The 18,184-nt window shown below is 63.6% G+C and carries 14 protein-coding genes, 1 tRNA gene, 1 rRNA gene and 3 pseudogenes; 5 read left to right on the top strand and 14 right to left on the bottom strand.

Going from position 1 to position 18,184, the window contains the following annotated elements; genetic code table 11:
* Positions 1–13 precede the first annotated feature (13 nt).
* From tssM to BLT59_RS30830, 3 genes are read left to right on the top strand one after another with little or no spacing between them, the layout of a single operon-like run.
* The gene (gene tssM / locus BLT59_RS26555; RefSeq protein WP_091788050.1) at positions 14–3,652 is read left to right on the top strand and encodes a type VI secretion system membrane subunit TssM; all 3,639 of its coding nucleotides are present in this window, start codon (positions 14–16) and stop codon (positions 3,650–3,652) included.
* Positions 3,649–5,151 carry a type VI secretion system protein TssA gene (gene tssA / locus BLT59_RS26550; protein ID WP_091788046.1) on the top strand — a complete coding sequence of 501 codons (1,503 nt, stop codon included), beginning with the start codon at positions 3,649–3,651 and terminating at the stop codon, positions 5,149–5,151. Before tssM ends, tssA begins: the two co-directional genes overlap by 4 nt.
* On the top strand, positions 5,148–5,972 hold the full coding sequence (locus BLT59_RS30830; RefSeq protein WP_139174117.1) for a hypothetical protein: 825 nt from the start codon (positions 5,148–5,150) through the stop codon (positions 5,970–5,972). Before tssA ends, BLT59_RS30830 begins: the two co-directional genes overlap by 4 nt.
* Here BLT59_RS30830 and BLT59_RS32280 read toward each other — a convergent pair.
* The 12 genes and pseudogenes from BLT59_RS32280 to BLT59_RS26490 all read right to left on the bottom strand — a co-directional run.
* Positions 5,917–6,663 (bottom strand): hypothetical protein, encoded by a 747-nt coding sequence (locus BLT59_RS32280; RefSeq protein ID WP_091788043.1) that lies wholly within the window; start codon positions 6,661–6,663, stop codon positions 5,917–5,919. The genes BLT59_RS30830 and BLT59_RS32280 overlap by 56 nt on opposite strands.
* 96 nt (positions 6,664–6,759) lie before the next feature.
* Positions 6,760–7,446, bottom strand: coding sequence for a GAD-like domain-containing protein (locus BLT59_RS26540; protein WP_091788041.1), 687 nt, complete (start codon positions 7,444–7,446; stop codon positions 6,760–6,762).
* A gap of 805 nt (positions 7,447–8,251) precedes the next feature.
* Entirely contained in the window at positions 8,252–8,596 is a 345-nt protein-coding gene (locus tag BLT59_RS26535) for a GAD-like domain-containing protein (protein ID WP_139174116.1), read from the bottom strand.
* Positions 8,597–8,623: 27 nt separating this feature from the next.
* Positions 8,624–9,118, bottom strand: coding sequence for a hypothetical protein (locus BLT59_RS26530; protein WP_091788035.1), 495 nt, complete (start codon positions 9,116–9,118; stop codon positions 8,624–8,626).
* 1 nt (position 9,119) lies between these two features.
* Positions 9,120–10,160 carry a beta propeller repeat protein gene (locus tag BLT59_RS26525; RefSeq protein ID WP_091788032.1) on the bottom strand — a complete coding sequence of 347 codons (1,041 nt, stop codon included), beginning with the start codon at positions 10,158–10,160 and terminating at the stop codon, positions 9,120–9,122.
* 9 nt (positions 10,161–10,169) lie between these two features.
* Positions 10,170–11,378 (bottom strand): DUF4150 domain-containing protein, encoded by a 1,209-nt coding sequence (locus BLT59_RS26520; RefSeq protein WP_091788029.1) that lies wholly within the window; start codon positions 11,376–11,378, stop codon positions 10,170–10,172.
* Positions 11,375–12,445: a DUF2169 family type VI secretion system accessory protein gene (locus BLT59_RS26515; RefSeq protein WP_091788026.1), complete on the bottom strand. Its 1,071-nt coding sequence runs from the start codon at positions 12,443–12,445 to the stop codon at positions 11,375–11,377. Before BLT59_RS26515 ends, BLT59_RS26520 begins: the two co-directional genes overlap by 4 nt.
* Before the next feature lie 10 nt (positions 12,446–12,455).
* Positions 12,456–14,432 carry a type VI secretion system Vgr family protein gene (locus BLT59_RS26510; RefSeq protein ID WP_091788023.1) on the bottom strand — a complete coding sequence of 659 codons (1,977 nt, stop codon included), beginning with the start codon at positions 14,430–14,432 and terminating at the stop codon, positions 12,456–12,458.
* Positions 14,433–14,493: 61 nt separating this feature from the next.
* Positions 14,494–14,856, bottom strand: a complete 363-nt coding sequence (locus tag BLT59_RS26505; protein WP_139174115.1) for a hypothetical protein — start codon at positions 14,854–14,856, stop codon at positions 14,494–14,496.
* A gap of 158 nt (positions 14,857–15,014) precedes the next feature.
* Positions 15,015–15,530, bottom strand: coding sequence for an Hcp family type VI secretion system effector (locus BLT59_RS26500; RefSeq protein WP_091788017.1), 516 nt, complete (start codon positions 15,528–15,530; stop codon positions 15,015–15,017).
* Positions 15,531–16,153: 623 nt separating this feature from the next.
* Positions 16,154–16,273 (bottom strand): annotated as a pseudogene (locus tag BLT59_RS31995) (DUF2274 domain-containing protein); the annotation flags it as partial.
* Positions 16,274–16,293: 20 nt separating this feature from the next.
* Positions 16,294–16,584: pseudogene (locus BLT59_RS26490) on the bottom strand (IS3 family transposase); the annotation flags it as partial.
* Positions 16,585–16,627: 43 nt separating this feature from the next.
* On the opposite strand from BLT59_RS26490, the pseudogene BLT59_RS31625 reads away from it, so the two are divergent.
* Both BLT59_RS31625 and BLT59_RS31990 read left to right on the top strand, forming a co-directional pair.
* Positions 16,628–17,179, top strand: a pseudogene (locus BLT59_RS31625) (helix-turn-helix domain-containing protein); the annotation flags it as partial.
* A 14-nt stretch (positions 17,180–17,193) separates the two neighbouring features.
* Positions 17,194–17,523, top strand: a complete 330-nt coding sequence (locus tag BLT59_RS31990; protein WP_244514159.1) for a recombinase family protein — start codon at positions 17,194–17,196, stop codon at positions 17,521–17,523.
* A 335-nt stretch (positions 17,524–17,858) separates the two neighbouring features.
* Here the strand turns inward: BLT59_RS31990 and BLT59_RS26475 are convergent.
* Positions 17,859–17,935 (bottom strand) — tRNA-Met (locus BLT59_RS26475).
* A gap of 110 nt (positions 17,936–18,045) precedes the next feature.
* Positions 18,046–18,161, bottom strand: a 5S ribosomal RNA gene (gene rrf, locus BLT59_RS26470).
* Positions 18,162–18,184 lie beyond the last annotated feature (23 nt).

Here is an 18,184-nt window from a genome sequence, read left to right as displayed (position 1 = left end):
ACCAGAGCCCGCCATGCTTTCTTCTGGATATTCACCTGCCCAGATCGTGGCCAACACGGCCGCGCTCCTGTGGAACTGGGTCGCGTCGGCTTTTGGCGCCTCCGCCCTGATCGCTCTCGCCCTCATGGCCGCCATCTGGTTCGGCGGCGAGAGTCTCGACATCAACGGCTACAAGCCCTTTGCGGCGACCTCACACCGGGTCATCGCGTTGCTCATCGTCTTCATCTGCTGGCTGATCGGCGTTGTGTTCGTGCGCTGGCGGACCCGGGGACTGAAGCCGCCGGGCCCCGAGAAGCCGGTGGTGCAAGATCCCGTGGAGCTTGAAATCGAAGCGATGCGGCAGAGCTTCCGCAACGCCGTGAAGACCATCCGCACCAAGTGGACCGGCGAAGAACGCGGACGGCAAACACTTTATACATTGCCCTGGTACGTGGTGATGGGTCCCCCCGCGGTCGGCAAGACGTCGTTGCTCGCCGCATCGGACATGAAATTCCCGCTTGCCCATTTGCTCGGGCTCGAAAGCTTCAAGAGCATCAAACTCACGGTAGAGCCGCAATACTGGGTCACGAACGACAGCGTCCTGTTCGACCTGCCTGGAGCGTGGCTGCGGCCAGCCTCTCAGAAGGCGGGGGCCGAGACGGGCAAGACCCGCGAGTCTCGCCTCTGGAACGCCTTCTCGGCCTTGTTGACGGAGCACCGGCCACGCCGCCCCATCAACGGCGTCATACTGGTGCTCGACATCTGTGAGCTCATGCGCACCACGGAGGAGGAGCGGGGTAACCTTGCCGCCTCAATCCATGGCCGTCTCGTCGAGATGTCGGAAGCGCTGGGGACTCGCTTCACGATCCACATGGTGGTCAACAAGATCGATCACCTGCTGGGCTTTCGCGATTACTTCCAGCAGTTCAGCAAGCTCGACCGGCTCGCGCCGTTCGGCTTTTCGTTCGACGTCTATGACGAACTGCACGCCGACGCTTGGCGGGACACCTTCGCCACGGATTTCGCAGCCTTCATGGAGCGGGTGAACGACGACCTGATCGACCGGCTCTACGCGCAACGCGATCTCACGGCGCGTAAGAACATCTACATGTTCACCCGGCAATTGTCGGCGGCGGGGGTAGTGCTGCAACATTTCCTGGTCGATTGTCTCCAAGCCGACCGTTTTTCGACTCCGCCTCTGGTGCGGGGTCTCTACTTCACCACGACAAAGCAGGAAGGCGTGCCGTTCAACGCGCTGCTCGCCCGCATCTCGCGAGACTACGCCCTGCCGGCCCCGGTCATGCCGGCCTACTCGGGCTTGTCGCAGCCGTATTTTCTCGCGCGGCTGTTTGCCGATGCCATCTTTACGGAGGCCGGGCTCGCCGGCGATAACAAGATCGTCGAGCGGCGCAAAATGATCGCCGTCAACTCGACCGGCATGGCCGCCGCCGTGGCGCTGATAACGTTGGGCTTCTACCTGTTCGAAGCCTACTGCGACAACGCCGCCCGGGCAGCGTCGGTCGTGGCCAGGACACGCGACTTCGTCACCCTGCCGCAGGGCGTCGATGCCTCTGGCGAGGTGGCACTGCTGCGGCCGGCGATGGATGCCATCCGCGACGCCACAACGGTCTTTCCCGACTGGCGCACCAAATATCATTTGCTGGACTACGTCGCGCTCTACCAAGGGCACCGGATCGGACCGGCGGTCGAGAAAGTCTACGCGACGCTACTGGCGGAGCGGTTCCTGCCGGCCCTTGCGGCGCAAGTGAAGGACCGAATTATCGCCCTCGGCCGAGACGATGTCACCCGGGACGAGGACGAACGCCTGAACCTGCTTCGGGTCTACTTGCTGATGGGAGACAAGGCCAAACGCGATGCCCTCGACGCGCGCCCGGATGCCAAGGGCGCGCCGTCAAAACTCGGAACACGAGCCATCGAAACCTGGTTTTCCGAGCGGTGGCAGGGCGCCTATCAGGGCCAGGGACAAGTGCAGGATTCCTTGAACGGACACCTCGCCCACGCCCTCGAAGTGTCGGACGTCACGGTGGCCCTGCATCAACCCGTAATTGATGCCGCCCGCGCAGATTTTGCCAAGGTCGACCGCACCCAACGCATCCTGCGCCGCCTGGAGCGCATCGCGGAGATGCAGCACCCCGTCCCGGTCTCCTTTCGCAAGGAGATCGGACCGGCCTTCGACCTGATCTTCGATCAAGGAAGCAGCACCCCGCTCCAGGGCAGGGATATACAAATCCCATTTCTTTATACCAAAAAAGGTTTTCACGAGTTCTTCGTGCCGCAAAACGAGCAGATCTCGGCGATCGTCGTGGAAGATGCCTGGGTCATCGGCGAGCGCGACACAATCGCCTACTCGCCCGAAGACCTCGCCGCCTTCCGGGATGGCGTGCTGAAACGGTACGTCTCGACCTATATCGGCGTCTGGGACCAAGCGGTGAATGTCCTCGACATCACGGCGATGCGCAATCTCGACCACGCCATCGCAGTGCTCGAAAACGTCACCGGTCCGGCCAACGGGATCGGCCGGCTGCTGATGCTGATCAAAGCCAACAGCGTTGTCTACGAGCCGAAGACGACGGAACTGCGCAAGGACCAGCCCATAAAGGCCCTCGATAACACGATCACGCCTTTCGACCCGAATGAGGCGGAGGGTCTACGTATCGTCCGGCGGTTCGATCCCCTTGCTCGGATTGTCACGGCGACCGGCACCGGCAGGCCTTACATGGAGGAAATCGTTGCCAAAGTCGGCGCGGTCGAGACCTACCTGCGAGAAATCCGCGCGGGCGAAGCTTCCTCCAAACCGCTCGCACTGGAGCGGGCGCGGGAGCGGGCAACCCTCCAGGGAACCACTGACCCGATCAGCGACCTCGAAAAGGTGGGCGTCAACCAGCCGCTGCCGCTTAACAGGATCATAGAGAAGCTCGCCGCTCAGTCGTGGAAGGTCGTGTTGGAGGCGGCACGGCTCGATCTTCAGGCGGTCTGGCAGGGAGAGGTCTACCGCAGCTTCAGCGTGTCGCTGGCCAACAAATATCCCTTCCGCAAAAATACTCAGGAGGAGGTCACGCTTGACGAGTTTCAGACATTCTTTGGACCGCAAGGCACTTTTGATCGATTTTTTACCAATTATCTCGCAAATTTCGTCGATTTTAGCACGCACAAATCTAAGATTATCGACCGACAATCCATCGAAATCCGGCCAGAATTTCTATCTGAATTGGACAAATTGCGCCAGATTCGCGCCATTTACTTCGACGCAAAGGGGGCACCTTCCCTGCGCTATCAGGTCGAGCCGCTCAGCCTGTCGAACACCGCCGGGGCGGCGATTTTGAATATCGAGGGACAGCTCGTGCCCTACCGGCACGGTCCGGCTCAAACCTACACGATCCTGTGGCCCAATGCCTCGACGACGCGCAACAACGCCTCGTCACTAACGGTCACCGGTCGATCGAATGGTGCGATCTCCCATAGCGGTGTCTGGTCAAGTTTCCGGCTCATCGATGCCGCTCGCGTTACGGACGTTCGTGGCCCGGCCGACCCGGTAGAGATGGTGTTCAGCGTGAACGGCGTGAACGCCCTCTACGCGATCCGGGCGCTCGCTCCCGTCAACCCCTTCCGCGAGCAACCGCTCATGCATCTGCGGGTGCCGGAGACCTTATGAGCACGCGTCAGGCGGTCGCCGAGTCGGGGTTCGTCTCGGGCGAGGAGCGGATCGATCGCCACCGCTGGGTGGAGGCCGTCCTTGCTCCCCTTCCGGGCCCCGACGCCTATGGCATGCCGGCAGACGAGCATGAGAGCTGGGACGAGATCGAAACCGATCTGATGAAACGCGGCACCCTCGTGCAGGCAAGTATCCGCTGGTCCGCAATCGCGGAGATCGCGGCGGCCTTGCTGCGCACCAGTTCGAAGGATCTGCGGCTGCTCCAAGTTCTGGTCCATGCCGCGCCGCATCTCCTCGGCCATGAAGCTTTGCCCGTTTGTATGGTCGCCGCCGCACAATTCCACATCAGCTATGGGGGCGCCCCCCATCCCCGCAACCGGCCGCGCGAGAAGCTCGCAGAGCTCCTCGTGAAGGGCCTCACAGATCTGATGCCGTCGCCGGGCCGAGGCCATCTCGATCCGGTCGACGCTATCGTCGTGGTGAAGGCGTGCGATGCGCTCGCGGCGAAGCTCGCCGAAATCTCGCCCGATCTCGGGCTTGACCTTGGCCTTATCGGCAGCCGGGCATCCGAGATCGTCCGGGCCAACGCGGAGGCGCATCCGCTGCCGGCCCTGGCGCCCGCCGTTTCCGCAACTGAGTCAAAGCCGGATGTTCTGGATGCGGCCGCCCCACGGTCCGATCAGCTCCGCCTCGACCCTTCGAATGAGCGGGCGTTAAAGCAAAGTCTGGCGACGGTGGCAGAGTTTCTTCTCGAGCTCAATCCAGCCCATCCCCTTGCCTACCGATTGAGGCGGTTCTCCACATGGTACGGAATTTCCTCCCCCCCGCCCTTGAGCCGCTCGGCGCAACGCAGCGTTCTGCACCCTGTAAGCGAGGATATTGCTGACAACTATCGTCAGGCGACCGAACGCGGAGGCGCCGACACAGCCCTCGTGATGCGGCTTGAGCGTACCTGCGGCCAGCAGCCGTTCTGGTTTGAGGGGCAGTATCTCCAGTACCAAATTGCCGTGAATCTCGGTCGTGAGGAAGTCGCTCAGGCGATCCGCGAGGAAGCGTCCCGCTTCCTCCGCACAGTATCGGGCGTCGAGGCGCTCCAGTTCTCAGATGGCACGCCCATGATCCCGGAGGCCGTCCAAGCATGGCTCGAAGCCACCCGCCGTTCCGTGACGCTCGGGGAGACCATGTCTCAGCAGGAGGGCAACGAGGGCTTCCTCGTCGTGGATCGAGCCTTCCAGGCGGTGGCGAGCCAAGTGCAAAGCAGTATCGAAGCCGGTCACATCGACGAAGCCCTCACCCTGCTCGATGAGACGCGCGGCGGTACGCGGGGCCTGCGCAATCAGACGATCTGGGACCTCTTCATCCTCGAGAACTTGCGCAACCTCGGTTTGCGCAGCCATGCGGCGCGGCAGGCGGACCGTCTCCTCGCCTCCATTGCGAAGGTCGGCCTCGCCGAATGGGAGCCGGAATTGCTCAAGCGTATCGAGAGACTCAAGGGATGAGACGAAAGTCCCAAAAAATCGCCGTACTGTGCCTGTGCGTCGCCGGGCTTAGCGGAATCGGCGCGGCCTCGGCTGAGGAAGGGCTGGAAGAGCCGAGCTTCGACCTGCGGAAGCTCTGGCCATTCACACTTCTGGCCGGACCTTCGCCCGAGGTGGAACGCGAGGCCAGAACGCAGGCCAAAGTGCGGTGGCTCGACACGCACCGGCTCACGAGCGAGCTAGGTCGGCAGGAGGATTGGCCCTTGGCCGCCGAGACTTGTGAGGCGAAGAACCTGCGCATGACGGAGCGCCCGCAGCTTACGCTTCCCGAGACGGTGGCTGAAGCGTTCCGCCGGAAGGAGCAGCGGCCGTGGTCGTTCATCCGATATGATGTGGAGGCGAAGGGTATCGCAAGTGGTGTCGCGGCGATCGATTCAAGCGGTGACCCCGATTTCGATGCAGCGGCTGCAGCTGCGATGATTTCCGCACGCTTCGAGCTTTTGAACGGGACCGATCGCGCCAAGGGCTGTATTGCCTATTTTGCCGGCACCGACTTTGTTGGCACAGCGCCCGTACAGCCGAGCGAGAACCGGGAAGCTGCGGCCGTTCCACGGCCGCTCACCCCGCGCCGGCGGCCGAAGGCTATCCAGCCTTCCGGCACACCGGACACTTCACCTTTGCAGGGTGCGACCACTGAAGATAATTCCAGTCCAACCAAGCGTTGGTGGTATCGGGATGCACGCGACCAGTCAGGTTCCGCCTCTCGTACCGCACCACCTGAGGGTATTACCTGTGCAACCTTAGCCGATAGGCTGGCGCGGCCCGCGCAGTGCGAGCGCTAAAACTTTGAGGGGCACCACAAGGATTGTAGCATGGACGGCGATAAGCTGAACATCGTGCGAACGCAGCCCACACCACCCTGGCCCCGGGCTCGTCACGGAGGTTGAGCGGACGGTATCCGTCGCGGTCCAGCTCAGCTGCGGCGTTCTGCCAGAGGTCGTCGCCGGTAAGGCTGATGTGCCGCCAGCCGAGCGGGGCGACATGGGCGAGCAACTTGTCGGGCGCAGGTTCACCGAGGCTGCGCAAGCGCTCGACCGCGCCCCGACTGGAGACCGCGACGCCCGCGAGGTTGCGCGCCGGATCATACGAAAAGCGCTCCGCCCGCTCGCCGAAGCGCGCCTCCGCCACCTGCCCGTTGCGGTGGCCGGGGGCATAGTTGTCGAGGTACTCGTCGAAGGCGGAGATCTGGCAGGGGCCGAGCGGCCCGCGCCATTCCGCAGCGTCGGGCCTCTGAAGGCCCATGTAGCGGGCGCCGTCGAAGGGCAGCGCGCCCAGAACCGGGAAATCGTGCCACGTTTCCAGGTACTCGCCGGTCGCGAGGGAGACCGGTTCGCCAACTTCTACAGCAGCGACACCCGCATCTTCGGCAGCAACGGCGCCCCCTTTGGCAGCGACCACCGCCATGACCGCCCCGTCCCGGTGCAGGTCGTCGAAGCCGATCGCCGCCAGCGGCGTGTCGTTGCGCAGCAGCATCGCCCGCCCCTCAGCGCGAGGGGTTCAGGTCGATCACCTTGCTACAACCATACTCGACTTCGAAGCGCTGCTAAGAATTCTGCATATCGACTATGCTTATTGCGAGCCGATCCGCCTGACATCTTTCATCCGACCAAGTGGTGCGCCGGGTTCTGGATCGGTGATTTCGATAAGCGTTAACGGTTCTATTTGGGCCAGAAAGTCCAGATATTCCATCGCCTTGAAGCGTTGCAGATTTTCCGGGAACGGGTCGCCTCCAAGTTGCAGAGCCGGCACGAATCCAAAAACTTCATCAAGTTTTAGCTTTCCAAGACGCTCAACGGCTTCTGAGTAATAATCTTGCATCCCTCCATTCGAAATTCTACCATGTATCTTTGATCCAATAAGAAAATCTTTATTATATTTTTTCCCGGTAGATGGGTTCACGATTTTACTTTGTGAATTTACGCGCGAGTTAGCGAGATTAACATATATCCCGTAACCCTTTCGACTCCAAATATCCATTTCGCACAACGCAGTGAACATTATAACCGTCAAATCTTGATGATCAAAATCCGGATCATTCGTAAACATAGACTTGACAAGCGGTTGAAATGGTCGCGGATCACAGATCCGGCAGTATCCAGATTTATAGTTTCCCCACCCGTATGTTTCCCAGAACCTAATCATGGAGGGAGGGAGATAATCTTTGTACAATTCGATCACATCGGGTGGGACGCTTTTGGCATTTTCCGGCGGCCCGAAATCACCGATCACGCGTGCGAAGGCATCGATCTCTTCCATATCGTCTCGTCCTCGTCGTCAAAGGATTATCTGACCATCGTCATTGGGGGCGGCCTCGCAGACGTCTAGCGTCACTGACATCCGACAGCCCTTCTCACACATCTCAGTGACGTAGCGTATCAATTTCCCTTTGCGGCTGTCGGCTGGCCACGACGCACCGATGGATTTGTTGATTTTCCAACGCCCATATCTACAGAATCCTCTTCATGCTCACCCGCGACCATGTTGATCCGATGCATTCATGCTATCCATCAATACTTCCGGATGAGTATCTATGTAATTTTGTACAGAAATATTTCTTTATAACGATCTGCTCTTCTGCCTTGGTCTTCCCTTTTCAGCCGGACTCTGCGCACCGAAGCGCGCGATATCATCTTTGTTTTGGCAGGCCGCTTTAGCGTTCAAGCCATCCTGCTGGGTCTTCAACTGCCGCCGGTATTCCGTCTCATCGTAATTTTTGCGCTCGAAGCAGATCAGCTCGCTCCTGCATCCTGAGGCACGGAATCCTCCTGATCCTCGTGGTCCCGGCGTCAGCTCCGGCCCGGGTTCCGGCCCCGGCTTCGGGGCCAAACGCGGAGGCACTTTCGGCACGGGCGACGATCCGCGCGGTCCAAGGAACCGCTCCATGCCCGGTGCCAACCGCGGGAGGAACTTCAGACCTTCGTAAAAGGCCTGCTGCTGAACAGGCCGGGCGTGAATTTCTGACCGGTTTCGGAGCTAATTTGCGATTTTTCAGGATGATTGCCTACAGTATGCTGAGTAAATCAACTGTCACCTCGTATCGTTCTCGATGCCAAATCGAAAATCAACCGAAGCCGTCGTAACCGACAGCTGTCATCAAAGCAGAATCGAATTCCGGGCCACCACTGAAGATGGCTTCGATTAGTCCTTGGTAAGGCGCTGGGTCGCAGATCCAATAGCTTCCGCCCTTGTATGTGCCACGACCATGCTCTCGCCAGAACCGTAATAGTGCGTCTGGCAGGCGTCCGGTGTAGCGTTGCGCCTCGTCATACGTCACCTCTAGCGCCTGCTCCGGTTCACCCAACCGGCCAAGAAGATGAGCGAACATGTCGACTTCTGGCATTCGACCGACCTTGTTTCTCTGCAGTCCCGGTGCAGCAGCCCTGAACCGAGAGGAGATCGCGGCCACGCGACTGCTGTCCGCCCACTTCGCAGATCAGCGGCTGGATGGGTCCCTCCAATCCCAAGGTTCTCCGAGGCGAGCGATGAGGATGCGGTCGAACCCCACAAGGCTCGGACCGAACCGCAACTCGATGACCCGCCCTCCGGACATGAAGAACGATATGCGCCGATCCCCGGATGCCAATTCGGCTGACGAGCCGCCCACGACGGATTGAGACAGCTTGGCACTCGCGCTGCTGATGGTCTCCGCTGCCGCGTCCAGGCCGAGCGGCATTGGGGCCGTTCCGTTACCCTCGATCGTGATCAGATGAAACAGATCTCGCGAATCCGATAGGGAAGGCTGGGCCGGGACTGAGCCTATCCGGAAGACGAGGCCCGATACGCGCGGCAACGCGATCCCCGGCGTGGGGCCGGCCGCGGCTGGAAGCGGTTGGCCCGCTGCCGTAAGCAGCCGCTCCAGCCACGCACCGACGGCGTAGCAGTTGATCCGTTGGACAGCCTCGTCCATCAGCGTCGGCGTCACCGTCATCTCAGTCAGCCCATTCCGGCAGCTTGATGCGCTCCCACGACTTGCCGTCGAAGCGCGCGAGCGTCGTCGAACCGATCACCCAGAGCACACCGTCGCGCGCATCGACCGTGTGGACGTCGTCGAACGCCCGCGCCCCGTCACTCGCAACCTGCCAGAGCTGGCCATCGTAGACGAACAGGCCACGCGGAGACGCGAAGCTGGACAGGTAGATCTTACCCTCGAACAGCGCCATGGTCGAAAATCCCTGCCGCCCGGAAGCGAGGGTCTGGAACCCGGCCCGGGCGTTGCCGCACAGCAGGGTTCCGTCGCGGCCACTGACCCAGACCGTGTCCGGGTCTTGGACCAGGATGTCGAGAAGCGCGCTCGACACCGGCGACGTGAGCTTCCGTGTTGTGTGCCCGTCATTGTGGAAGATCTCGCCGTTGCCACTCGCGATGTAGATATCGTCCGGAGAGGGGCCATTGATCGCGTAGAGCTTCTTGTTTTGCAATGATAGATCTATGCGACGATCCCGCTCTCTTTTCAGATCCGGATGCTTCCCCCAGTACTTATCCTGCTCGCCCATCGTCGCGCCCGGCGCGCGGATTTCAAACACCCAGTCGTTGGAAATCTCATCGTCGAACAACCCGAGGTCGAGCGGATGCCAGACGCCGTCCTTCCCGACCCGGCGATAGGTCTGGCCGCCGTCGCCGCAGGCGTAGAGATCCGCCCCGATTTGTCGGATATCCACCATGCGACCGAGCTTCTTCGTGGATTGGAGCTCGGGCGTATCTTCGGCGATCACGGCCGCTTTGAAAGAATCGTTCGGCGAGTAGGTGTCGCCCTGCGGCGACAGCAGGACGGCGATGCGCCCGCCCTCGGGCCTAACGTAGCGGGCCAGCCGCTGCGTGCCCCGGTTGTAATCGACATGCTCCCATTTGCCGCGGTCAAACTGAAGCAGGCGCGTGAACGGCGCGTTGGCCTCCTCGTCTTCGGGCAAGGCGGCAAGATACACCACCTCATTTGTGATGGCGCGCGCGCGCGTCACGGTCAGTTTCGGCACGATTTACCCCTAATGTACGGCGTGGGAGGTTCGCTGATCGGATAGGGCTCGGAGCGCAGTTCCGGTCGGAAGCCGGTCAATAGTCGTTCGTCCCAGAGTGTTGGGATTTATACCCGAGAACTCGGACGAGACAACCGCGCTGATTTGCTCCGCGCAATCTTCTCTCAGTTTGATAACTTGTCTTGTTGATTTGTCGCGTATATCCTCGATGAAAGCCGTGCCCTTGGGCATAAGCAACGTATCTGGATGGTTCCCCAGTTTCTCAATCTCGCTATCCGCTCCGTGAGCTTCGAAATGTTCTGACCCATCGTCTTTTGCATTGCCCTGTAGGCAAATCGATGCGCCATCATCGTAGCTCGCCAGCCCTTTGATACGGCCCGCCTCGCCCCTGGCATATTTACGAGCGACATAACGCTTGGTAAAATCTGGCACGATGTGGTGCGCTTGGCCGTTTTCACAAAGGTGGGCGCAAATATTTTTGAGATCTTTATACTTTCCAACCTTGCAGGGGCACTTTCCCCTAGGCTTTCCCGTGGTGCGGAACCCGTCCTTTTCCGGTTCACCGGCAGGGCTTGTCATCGCCAGTAGGAAAGCAGCCGCGAGCGCACTCGTCGCCATCCCGGCCGCCTCGATAGCACCGGTTACGACACGGAGCGCGATGCCATCGCGGCCGAGCGCAGGTATCTCCAGAGGTTGCGGTTGTGGCGCTGGCGCGGTCTCAGGAGGCGCTGACGGTACAGTAAACGGGGAAAAATCTGTGGTGGTGTTTGGCGTCTGATAAAAAGCGAACCGCGTCCTCGGCTCAACGGTCTTGGCTTTTGGCGTATCGTAAGTGTTCGTATCCTTGGGGTAGGTGAGCTTGCCCCAAGTCTCCTTATGGTTCATCCACCACTCGTCGTCGTGGCGCACCACCCCCTTGTCCTGGATCTTGACCGTCTTCGACCACGTCTTCGGCTCGCACTCCGCGCCCTGCGTGCCGAACTGGACGCCCCCGCCGGTCGCCGCCTCGTCGCCGTAGCAGGCCTTGATCAGCGAGCCCTCGACGTACGACGCCTGATCCGTCTGACGCACACTCCCCGCCGCCTGCGCCCCCTCGATCTGACCCTGCGTGTGGATCCGGTACGGCACGATCGCCTGAGGCGACCGGCCCCAGTTCATCGGGACCGACATCAGGATCCCGTCGCGCGTCACGCGCGCGCCTTCGCGCGGCAGGCTCATGCGGCCTCTCCCCCATCGCGCAGGCCGTGATCGCCCGAGACCGGCAGGCCCGCCGCCTGCCCGGCCGGCACCGCCTCCAGCGCCGCGCCCAGATACGCCGGGCACCGCGCGATGCAGCCGCGCCACGTCAGATCGACCGACCAGGGCGGCGCCTCCGCCCGCAGGTCGAGGTGCAGCCCGTCCAGCGTCAGCGCCGCCCGCGCCTCCCGGCCGTCATTCCAGCTGTGCCGCACCACCGGCACGAACTCCGGCAGGCGGAACGCTAGAGGCCCGCTCGGCAGCAGCCCGTCCAGGCTCACGCGCGTGCCGCCGGACAGCCGCCGCACGATCAGCCGGGGCGCAGCCACCTGGAAGAAGCGGTAGTCGAAGTCCGCCGGCATCTGCGGGCAGCGCCCGCGCTGCCACGCCTCGTCCCGGGTGCCGCAGTGCCGCTCCCGCCACGCCCAGAACGGCGGCACCGGGCCGAACCCGGCCGGCTCCGGCACCGCGAACGGATCGGTCACCGGCGCGTCCACCGCCTCGATCTGCGGCGCCCGCAGCGCCCGCCCCACCGGGCTCCAGTCCCGGTGCAGCAGCCCCGGACCGATCGGGTTGTACGGGCTGCCCCCGGCCTCCGGGTCGCCGACGAACCGGCCGCCGGCCGCCAGGCGGTAATCGAGCGGCACCCGCGCGACCGGCTCGGCCGGCCCGAGCCGCCACGACGGACCGGCCGGCTCCCAGCGCCGCGGCCCGTGCACCCGCAGGCTCGCGCGACCATTCCCCAGGCCGAGCGACACTTCCCAGGAGGCCGTCGGCCGGCCGCCCGGCGCGTGGGCGCTGCCCAGCACGGTCACGTCCGCGTGCGGCCGGTAGCCGACGAGATCGTTCGCGCGCAGCAGCGGCGTGCGGTGCGGGTCGCCCTCGTAGACGTCGCTCATCGCGATCGCCTGCCGCTCGTACAGGCGCAGGGCGCCCTCTGCGGTCAGCGCGTAGCTCGCCCGCACGGCGACCACCGCCATGACCGCCCCGTCCCGGTGCAGGTCGTCGAAGCCGATCGCCGCCAGCGGCGTGTCGTTGCGCAGCAGCATCGCCCGCCCCTCAGCGCGAGGGGTTCAGGTCGATCACCTTGCCCCAGTGCTTCACCTGCTCGGAGAAGTCGGTGGTCAGGGTCGTGCCGGTGAGCGTGACGTGCCCGTCCTTGGTCAGGGTCAGCGTCGCCTTGCCGACCGTGAGCTGGAACGTCTCGCCGACGTTGATCAGCATCTCCTTGCCGACGTTGATCACGTGCTGTTCGCCCACCGTGACGGTCTGATTCACCCCGACCACGGTGTTCTTCATCATCCCGACCTCCTCCGAGGAGGTCAGGCCCACGGTGCGGTTCATGTTCATGCCGACCGTGAGCTGCTTGTTCTGCGCGATCGTCTCGACATGGTTGCCGCCGACATCGATCGACTTGTTGTGGCCGATGCTCTCCGACTGGTCGTGGTCGACCCGCTTGCGCCGGTCGTGGCGCACCTTCACCCGCATGTCCTTCTGGGCGTGGACGAACACCTCCTCGCGGCCCTGCTCGTCCTCGAACCGCAGCTCGTTGAACCCCTCGCCCTTGTGCGTCTTCGACTTGATCGTCATCCGCGTCTTGTTGGCCGGCAGCGGGTACGGCACCGGCTCGCGCGCGTTGTAGGCCCGGCCCGTGATGATCGGCTGGTCGGGATCGCCCTCCAGGAAGTCCACGATCACGTGCTGGCCCACCCGCGGCACCGCCATCTGGCCCCAGCTCGCCCCCGCCCAGCCCTGGCTCACCCGAATCCAACACGAGGCCGTGTCGTCCGCCCGCCCCGACCGGTCCCAGGGGAAGCGCACCTTCACCCGCCCGAACGCGTCGCAGTGGATCTCCTCCCCCGCCGGACCCGTCACGATCGCCATCTGCGGGCCTTCTACCCGCGGCTTGGTCGGCGCGTCCGGCCGGTAGGGCGTGTCGTGCCGGATCACCCGGAACGACGTGGTCAGATACGCGCCCCCGTCACCGGCATCCGCCTCCACCGCCCCCGGCTGGCTGCCCGCGTGGCTCACCGCCACCACTAAGAACCGCCGGTTCAGCGCCGGATCGGGATGCCCGGTGAGTTCGAACCGGTGCCCGGGCAGCAGCCGCGCGCCCCGCCCCGCCCCCTCGCCGTGGCTCGCCTCGTCGCGAAGACCCTCCAGCCGGTAGCGCGTGAACGCCTTACCCACCGCGTCCGCCTTGTAGCGCCCGGGGTAGTCGTACATCTCCAGCTTGCGCGTCAGCCCGTTCAGCGCGGACGCCTGCGCCCGCGCCTCGAAGTCGTGCACGGGGTTGCGGAAGAAGTGGTCGCGCTGGACCACGTCGGAGGGCGCCACCACCTCCCGCCACGTGAACCGCCCGACATGCGGGCCCTTCACCGTGCCGCCGGGCGTAGCGTTGTACTCGATCGCCTCCGCGCCCGGCGCGTCGGGCGCCAGCTTGGTCGCGTCGGTGAGAACCAGGGTGTGGGCGCCCTCGGCGTGCTCGAAGTGGTAGGCGATGCCCTCCTCGGCGAGCAGCCGCTCGATGAAGGCGTGGTGCGTCTCGCGGTACTGCACACAATACTCGCGCGCGGGGTGCGGCTCGGTCAGCGCCAGGCGATAGGCGCTGACCCCATTCTCCTTGAGCACCGCCTCGACGATCTCGGGCACGCTCTTGGTCTGGAAGATCCGGCAATCGGCGGAAAAGCGCAGGCGGTGGAGCGCCGGCATCACCAGGACGGAGTAGCGCGTGTGGTGCGCGCCGGTGTCGCCGCGCTCGGCCAGGGCGACCACCCCGTGGACGTGGCGGGGCGGCCCGTAGCGGTCGAGCACGGACAGCCGCGCCGGCTTGTCGAGGAGCGCGGTGAGATCGAGGCCTGGGTCGGGTGAGGCCAGCGCGATCTCCGCCTGAAACAGGCTCGAGATCGCCTCCTCCAGGCGGAAGCCCGTGACCGCGAGATCCGCGTCTGTCAGGCCGTCTGCGGTGAACGCGAGGGTGAAGTCGCGCTCGATCTCGCTCAGCGGCTGGGTGATCTCGGCGGGCAGGGCGATCATCAGGATCTCTCGAAGGCGGTGGCGGTCCCGGCCGGCGGGGCCAGCTCAGGGGGTTGCGGGCTCAGGGGGTGCAGCCGGGGACGTGGAGGACGAAGCGCTGCAGCCAGAAGGCGGCGAGCCCCGCGCCCAGGATCAGGCCGAGCCAGGAGCGCGGGCGCCCAAAGCCGGCCAGGCCGATCAGGCCGAGCACCGGGCCCAAGGAGACCAGGGCCAGGAGGATCGGCATCCCGTCGCGGCCGTCCGGCACGGCGCAGAATGCCACGGCCGCCGCCTCGGGCAGGTCGACGACCCACTCGGCCGGGTCGGCGGAGAACACCCGGATCGCCAGGGCGGTCACCCCGGCGGCTGGCACTAGCGCGAGGTCGCCGGCGTGGTCGCGCCAGCCCGGCCACCGCCCCGGCAGCCGGGCGGGCGGCCGGAGCATCCGGGCCGGGATCGGCCACGGCGGAGGTTCGTCCGGGACGGGCTCGTCTTGGACACCCTCGTCCGGGCGCGCCTCGTCCCACGGCTCGCCGGGCCATCCGGCGCGTGACCCGCCCGAGGCGCGCATCCGCTCGTCCCCCGCCGCTCAGGCCGTCCGGCTCAGGCCTTGGGCTTGCGCCAGTCGTCGGCGCCCGACGTGCTGGCGACCGTGTGCTCCCACTCGATCCGGCGATAGGACAGCGACACGGCGATCAGCTGGGTGAAGTCGGCGTTGCGCGCGTCCTGGCAGTGCGGCAACTGACAGTCGATGTCGATGATGGTCGCGTCGACCAGGCGGGTGGTGAAGAAGTGCTCCTGCTTGCCGGCCGAGCTGGTGCGAAACCACTTGACCTCGACCTTGGTCAGCATCTCGCCCGAGGTCAGAGCGTTGTAGAGCAGCGGTGTGGCCTTGTTCAGCGGCGCGGTGAACTTGAACGGCAGGTGGACGCGCTGACCCGAGGGCTGGCCCGACTGGGGGTCGCGCGGGATGGTGACACGGTGGTCGATGGCCTGGACGAGGATCTCGTTCTCGTGGCCCTCCTGCCAGATGTTGCCCACGGAAGCTTCGGTGAACGCCCCCTGGGTGATGTTGCCCTGGGTCGAGCCCTCGATCGAGATATAGGCGGGTGTCGGCATGGTCTTCCCCGATGATCCGAGGCCGGTGAAGGTTGATCCGCAGATCCGGCCAGATGAGGTCCGGTGATCTGCGCTGTGTTCCGGCTTCGCAGGAAGCACATGGCAGAGTTCGTGCCAAGAGTTTCTATGGAGGTCTTATTTTTTGTCAGCGTATCAAGTGCCTGATCTATCAGGCGGATCGTTTTCAGCCACAAGCGTGTGATCTAAAGCATCCATCAGCGGTTGAGATTTTTGGCCAAAAATGGCCGAGGGCTTGGCCAAAAATGGCCAAACTTTTCAAGTGAGGTAAAGGACTGTGGTGGTTGCGGAAATCGACGCGGTTCGAACTGGACCAGATCTAGAGAACGGCTAAGCTATTGATAACGCTGGATTGGGGCGTTTGGCCAAAAGTGGCCGAACCGTCCGGACGGTTGGTTCCGAGAGCGGACTGGCGGGCAGACCGACCTACACCGCAGAAGCTGCCGTATTGACGATGGTCTATCGTACCGGTTGTTCGACAAAGTTAAGGGGGAAACTTGGCGCCGAATATCGATGACTTGGAGATTACCAAAAACTTTCAGACCATCTTCATTGCCAATCAATGCACGAGTCGAACGGAAGATGGATTAATTCAGATCAAGAATTCAGCTTTGACTTCGTCGAGCTTTCGTGAAGGCCCGATCCATTGCGATGAACCGCGCCAACATGGGCGCGATCAGCCGGGTTGGATCGGCAGCCGGTTGTCCGGTCTCCCGCGCCAGCACCCCGGTGGATTTGCTTGTGTTTAGTGGAGAGCGGTTTGGTGGGCGATGCCCCTTTCGAACTGAACGGGGCTGGTGAAGCCGAGCGCCGAGTGATGGCATCGGGGATTGTAGAAGCCATCGATGTAACGCGCCAGCGCGGCGATGGTCTCGGCTCGCGTCTGGAACGCGGTGCGCCAGACCAGTTCGCTCTTCAGCGTCTTGAAGAACGTCTCGACCATCGCGTTGTCAAAGCAATTTCCCTTGCCGAACATCGAAATCACGATGCCATGTCCTCGTAGCTTCGCCTGATATTCGTTCGAACAGTACTGGGTAGATTCAGGTGTTTGTCGCAACAGCCTGGGGAGGGCAGTTGCGATGGCGGGTCGACGGCATTCGGATCGGGCACTACGGGGCAAGCTGAGATCGCCGGGGCGGCCGCCAGTGGCACAGCGGGAGCATCGACGCCGGTTCTGGGTATTGATCGCGTCGGGTCTGTCGAGCGAGCACGCTGCGATGGGATGCGGGATCTCACAGCCGGTGGGAACGCGCTGGTTCCGAGAAGCGGGCGGACTGCCGCCCTCCCATCTCTCACTCTCGTCGCCGTCGCCCTCTGATCGCTACCTGTCCTTCACCGAGCGTGAGGAGATCGCGCTGCTTCGGGCGCAAGGTCATGGAATCCGGGAGATGGCGAGGCGGCTGGGTCGGGCGGCCTCAACCATCTCGCGGGAGTTGCGGCGGAACGCAGCGACGCGCAGCGGCAATCTCGACTATCGTGCCACGACAGCCCCATGGCACGCCAAGCGTGCGGCGCGTCGGCCAAAGCAGGCGAAGCTGGCCGCCAACGCAGCCCTGAGGACGTATGTGCAGGACCGGCTCGGGGGCGCTATCATCGCTCCCGACCGCGCTGCGCTACCGGGACCGTCCGTGCCCAGGGTCAGTCGATCCGCGGCGACCGGACGATCAATCAGGCCGAGGCCGCCGTCGTCCGTCGGATCTTCAAGGACTATCTCGCCGGCAAGTCGTCGCGCACGATCGCGTTTGAGCTGAACCGCGAAGGCGTGGCCGGGCCGCAGGGTTCGCAATGGGGACCGTCGACGGTCCACGGCAAGCCGAAGCGCGGCGTCGGCATCCTCAACAACGAACTCTATGTCGTCCGGCTGGTGTGGAACCGGCTCCGCTACGTCAAAGACCCCGACACGGGTAAGCGCGTGTCGGGGCTCAATCCGGAGAGCGAGTGGGTCGTGCAGGCCGGGCGCGCAGCTCAAGGATAGGATCGGCCGGCTCGAAGACCGCAAGGCCGAACTGACGGCGTTCCTTGCGAACGCAAACGAGCCCCCGCCCCTGCTGCACCCGAACATGGCGGAGACGTACCGACAGCGTATCGCCGGTCTCTACGAGAGCCTCCAGACCGAGGACCATCGTATGGAGGCGGCCAGGCTGCTTCGCACGCTCGTCAATCAGGTGAAGCTCGTCCCTGAGAACGGCGGACTGCGCATCGTGCTGCGCGGCGACCTCGCCGGCATCCTGCGGTTCTCAGCCAACAAAAAGAACCCCGGCTTCCTTTCGGAGGCCGGGGTTCTGGATGACTTGCTATCGCAAGGATCGTTGGTTGCGGGGACAGGATTTGAACCTGTGACCTTCAGGTTATGAGCCTGACGAGCTACCGGGCTGCTCCACCCCGCGCCAAGTGTGTGCGGCTGGTCCGGGGCGCCGGCTCCGTGTGAGCGTGGGCGGTGTATCCGGGGCCGGATCGGTGTTTTGTGTCGAGGGGATGCGTGTCTTGCGATGGGCGGGTCTGGCAGCGACCGACTCTCCCGTGTCTTGAGACACAGTACCATAGGCGCTGGCGTGTTTAACGGCCGAGTTCGAGATGGGATCGGGTTCTGGGCACGCCGCTCAGGCCACCAGACCGGCGCATCGCAAGTGGTTTCG

Source organism: Methylobacterium sp. UNC378MF (assembly GCF_900103195.1).
Lineage (GTDB): Bacteria > Pseudomonadota > Alphaproteobacteria > Rhizobiales > Beijerinckiaceae > Methylobacterium.
This window is presented reverse-complemented; position numbering and strand designations above follow the sequence as displayed.

What these genes read in the sequence shown, in the direction of transcription:
- tssM (WP_091788050.1), top strand. Translation starts at nt 14, where the DNA reads ATGCTTTCTTCTGGATATTCACCTGCCCAGATCGTGGCCAACACGGCC.
- tssA (WP_091788046.1), top strand. Translation starts at nt 3,649, where the DNA reads ATGAGCACGCGTCAGGCGGTCGCCGAGTCGGGGTTCGTCTCGGGCGAG.
- BLT59_RS30830 (WP_139174117.1), top strand. Translation starts at nt 5,148, where the DNA reads ATGAGACGAAAGTCCCAAAAAATCGCCGTACTGTGCCTGTGCGTCGCC.
- BLT59_RS32280 (WP_091788043.1), bottom strand. Translation starts at nt 6,663, where the DNA reads ATGCTGCTGCGCAACGACACGCCGCTGGCGGCGATCGGCTTCGACGAC.
- BLT59_RS26540 (WP_091788041.1), bottom strand. Translation starts at nt 7,446, where the DNA reads ATGGAAGAGATCGATGCCTTCGCACGCGTGATCGGTGATTTCGGGCCG.
- BLT59_RS26530 (WP_091788035.1), bottom strand. Translation starts at nt 9,118, where the DNA reads ATGACGGTGACGCCGACGCTGATGGACGAGGCTGTCCAACGGATCAAC.
- BLT59_RS26520 (WP_091788029.1), bottom strand. Translation starts at nt 11,378, where the DNA reads ATGAGCCTGCCGCGCGAAGGCGCGCGCGTGACGCGCGACGGGATCCTG.
- BLT59_RS26515 (WP_091788026.1), bottom strand. Translation starts at nt 12,445, where the DNA reads ATGCTGCTGCGCAACGACACGCCGCTGGCGGCGATCGGCTTCGACGAC.
- BLT59_RS26510 (WP_091788023.1), bottom strand. Translation starts at nt 14,432, where the DNA reads ATGATCGCCCTGCCCGCCGAGATCACCCAGCCGCTGAGCGAGATCGAG.
- BLT59_RS26505 (WP_139174115.1), bottom strand. Translation starts at nt 14,856, where the DNA reads ATGCTCCGGCCGCCCGCCCGGCTGCCGGGGCGGTGGCCGGGCTGGCGC.
- BLT59_RS26500 (WP_091788017.1), bottom strand. Translation starts at nt 15,530, where the DNA reads ATGCCGACACCCGCCTATATCTCGATCGAGGGCTCGACCCAGGGCAAC.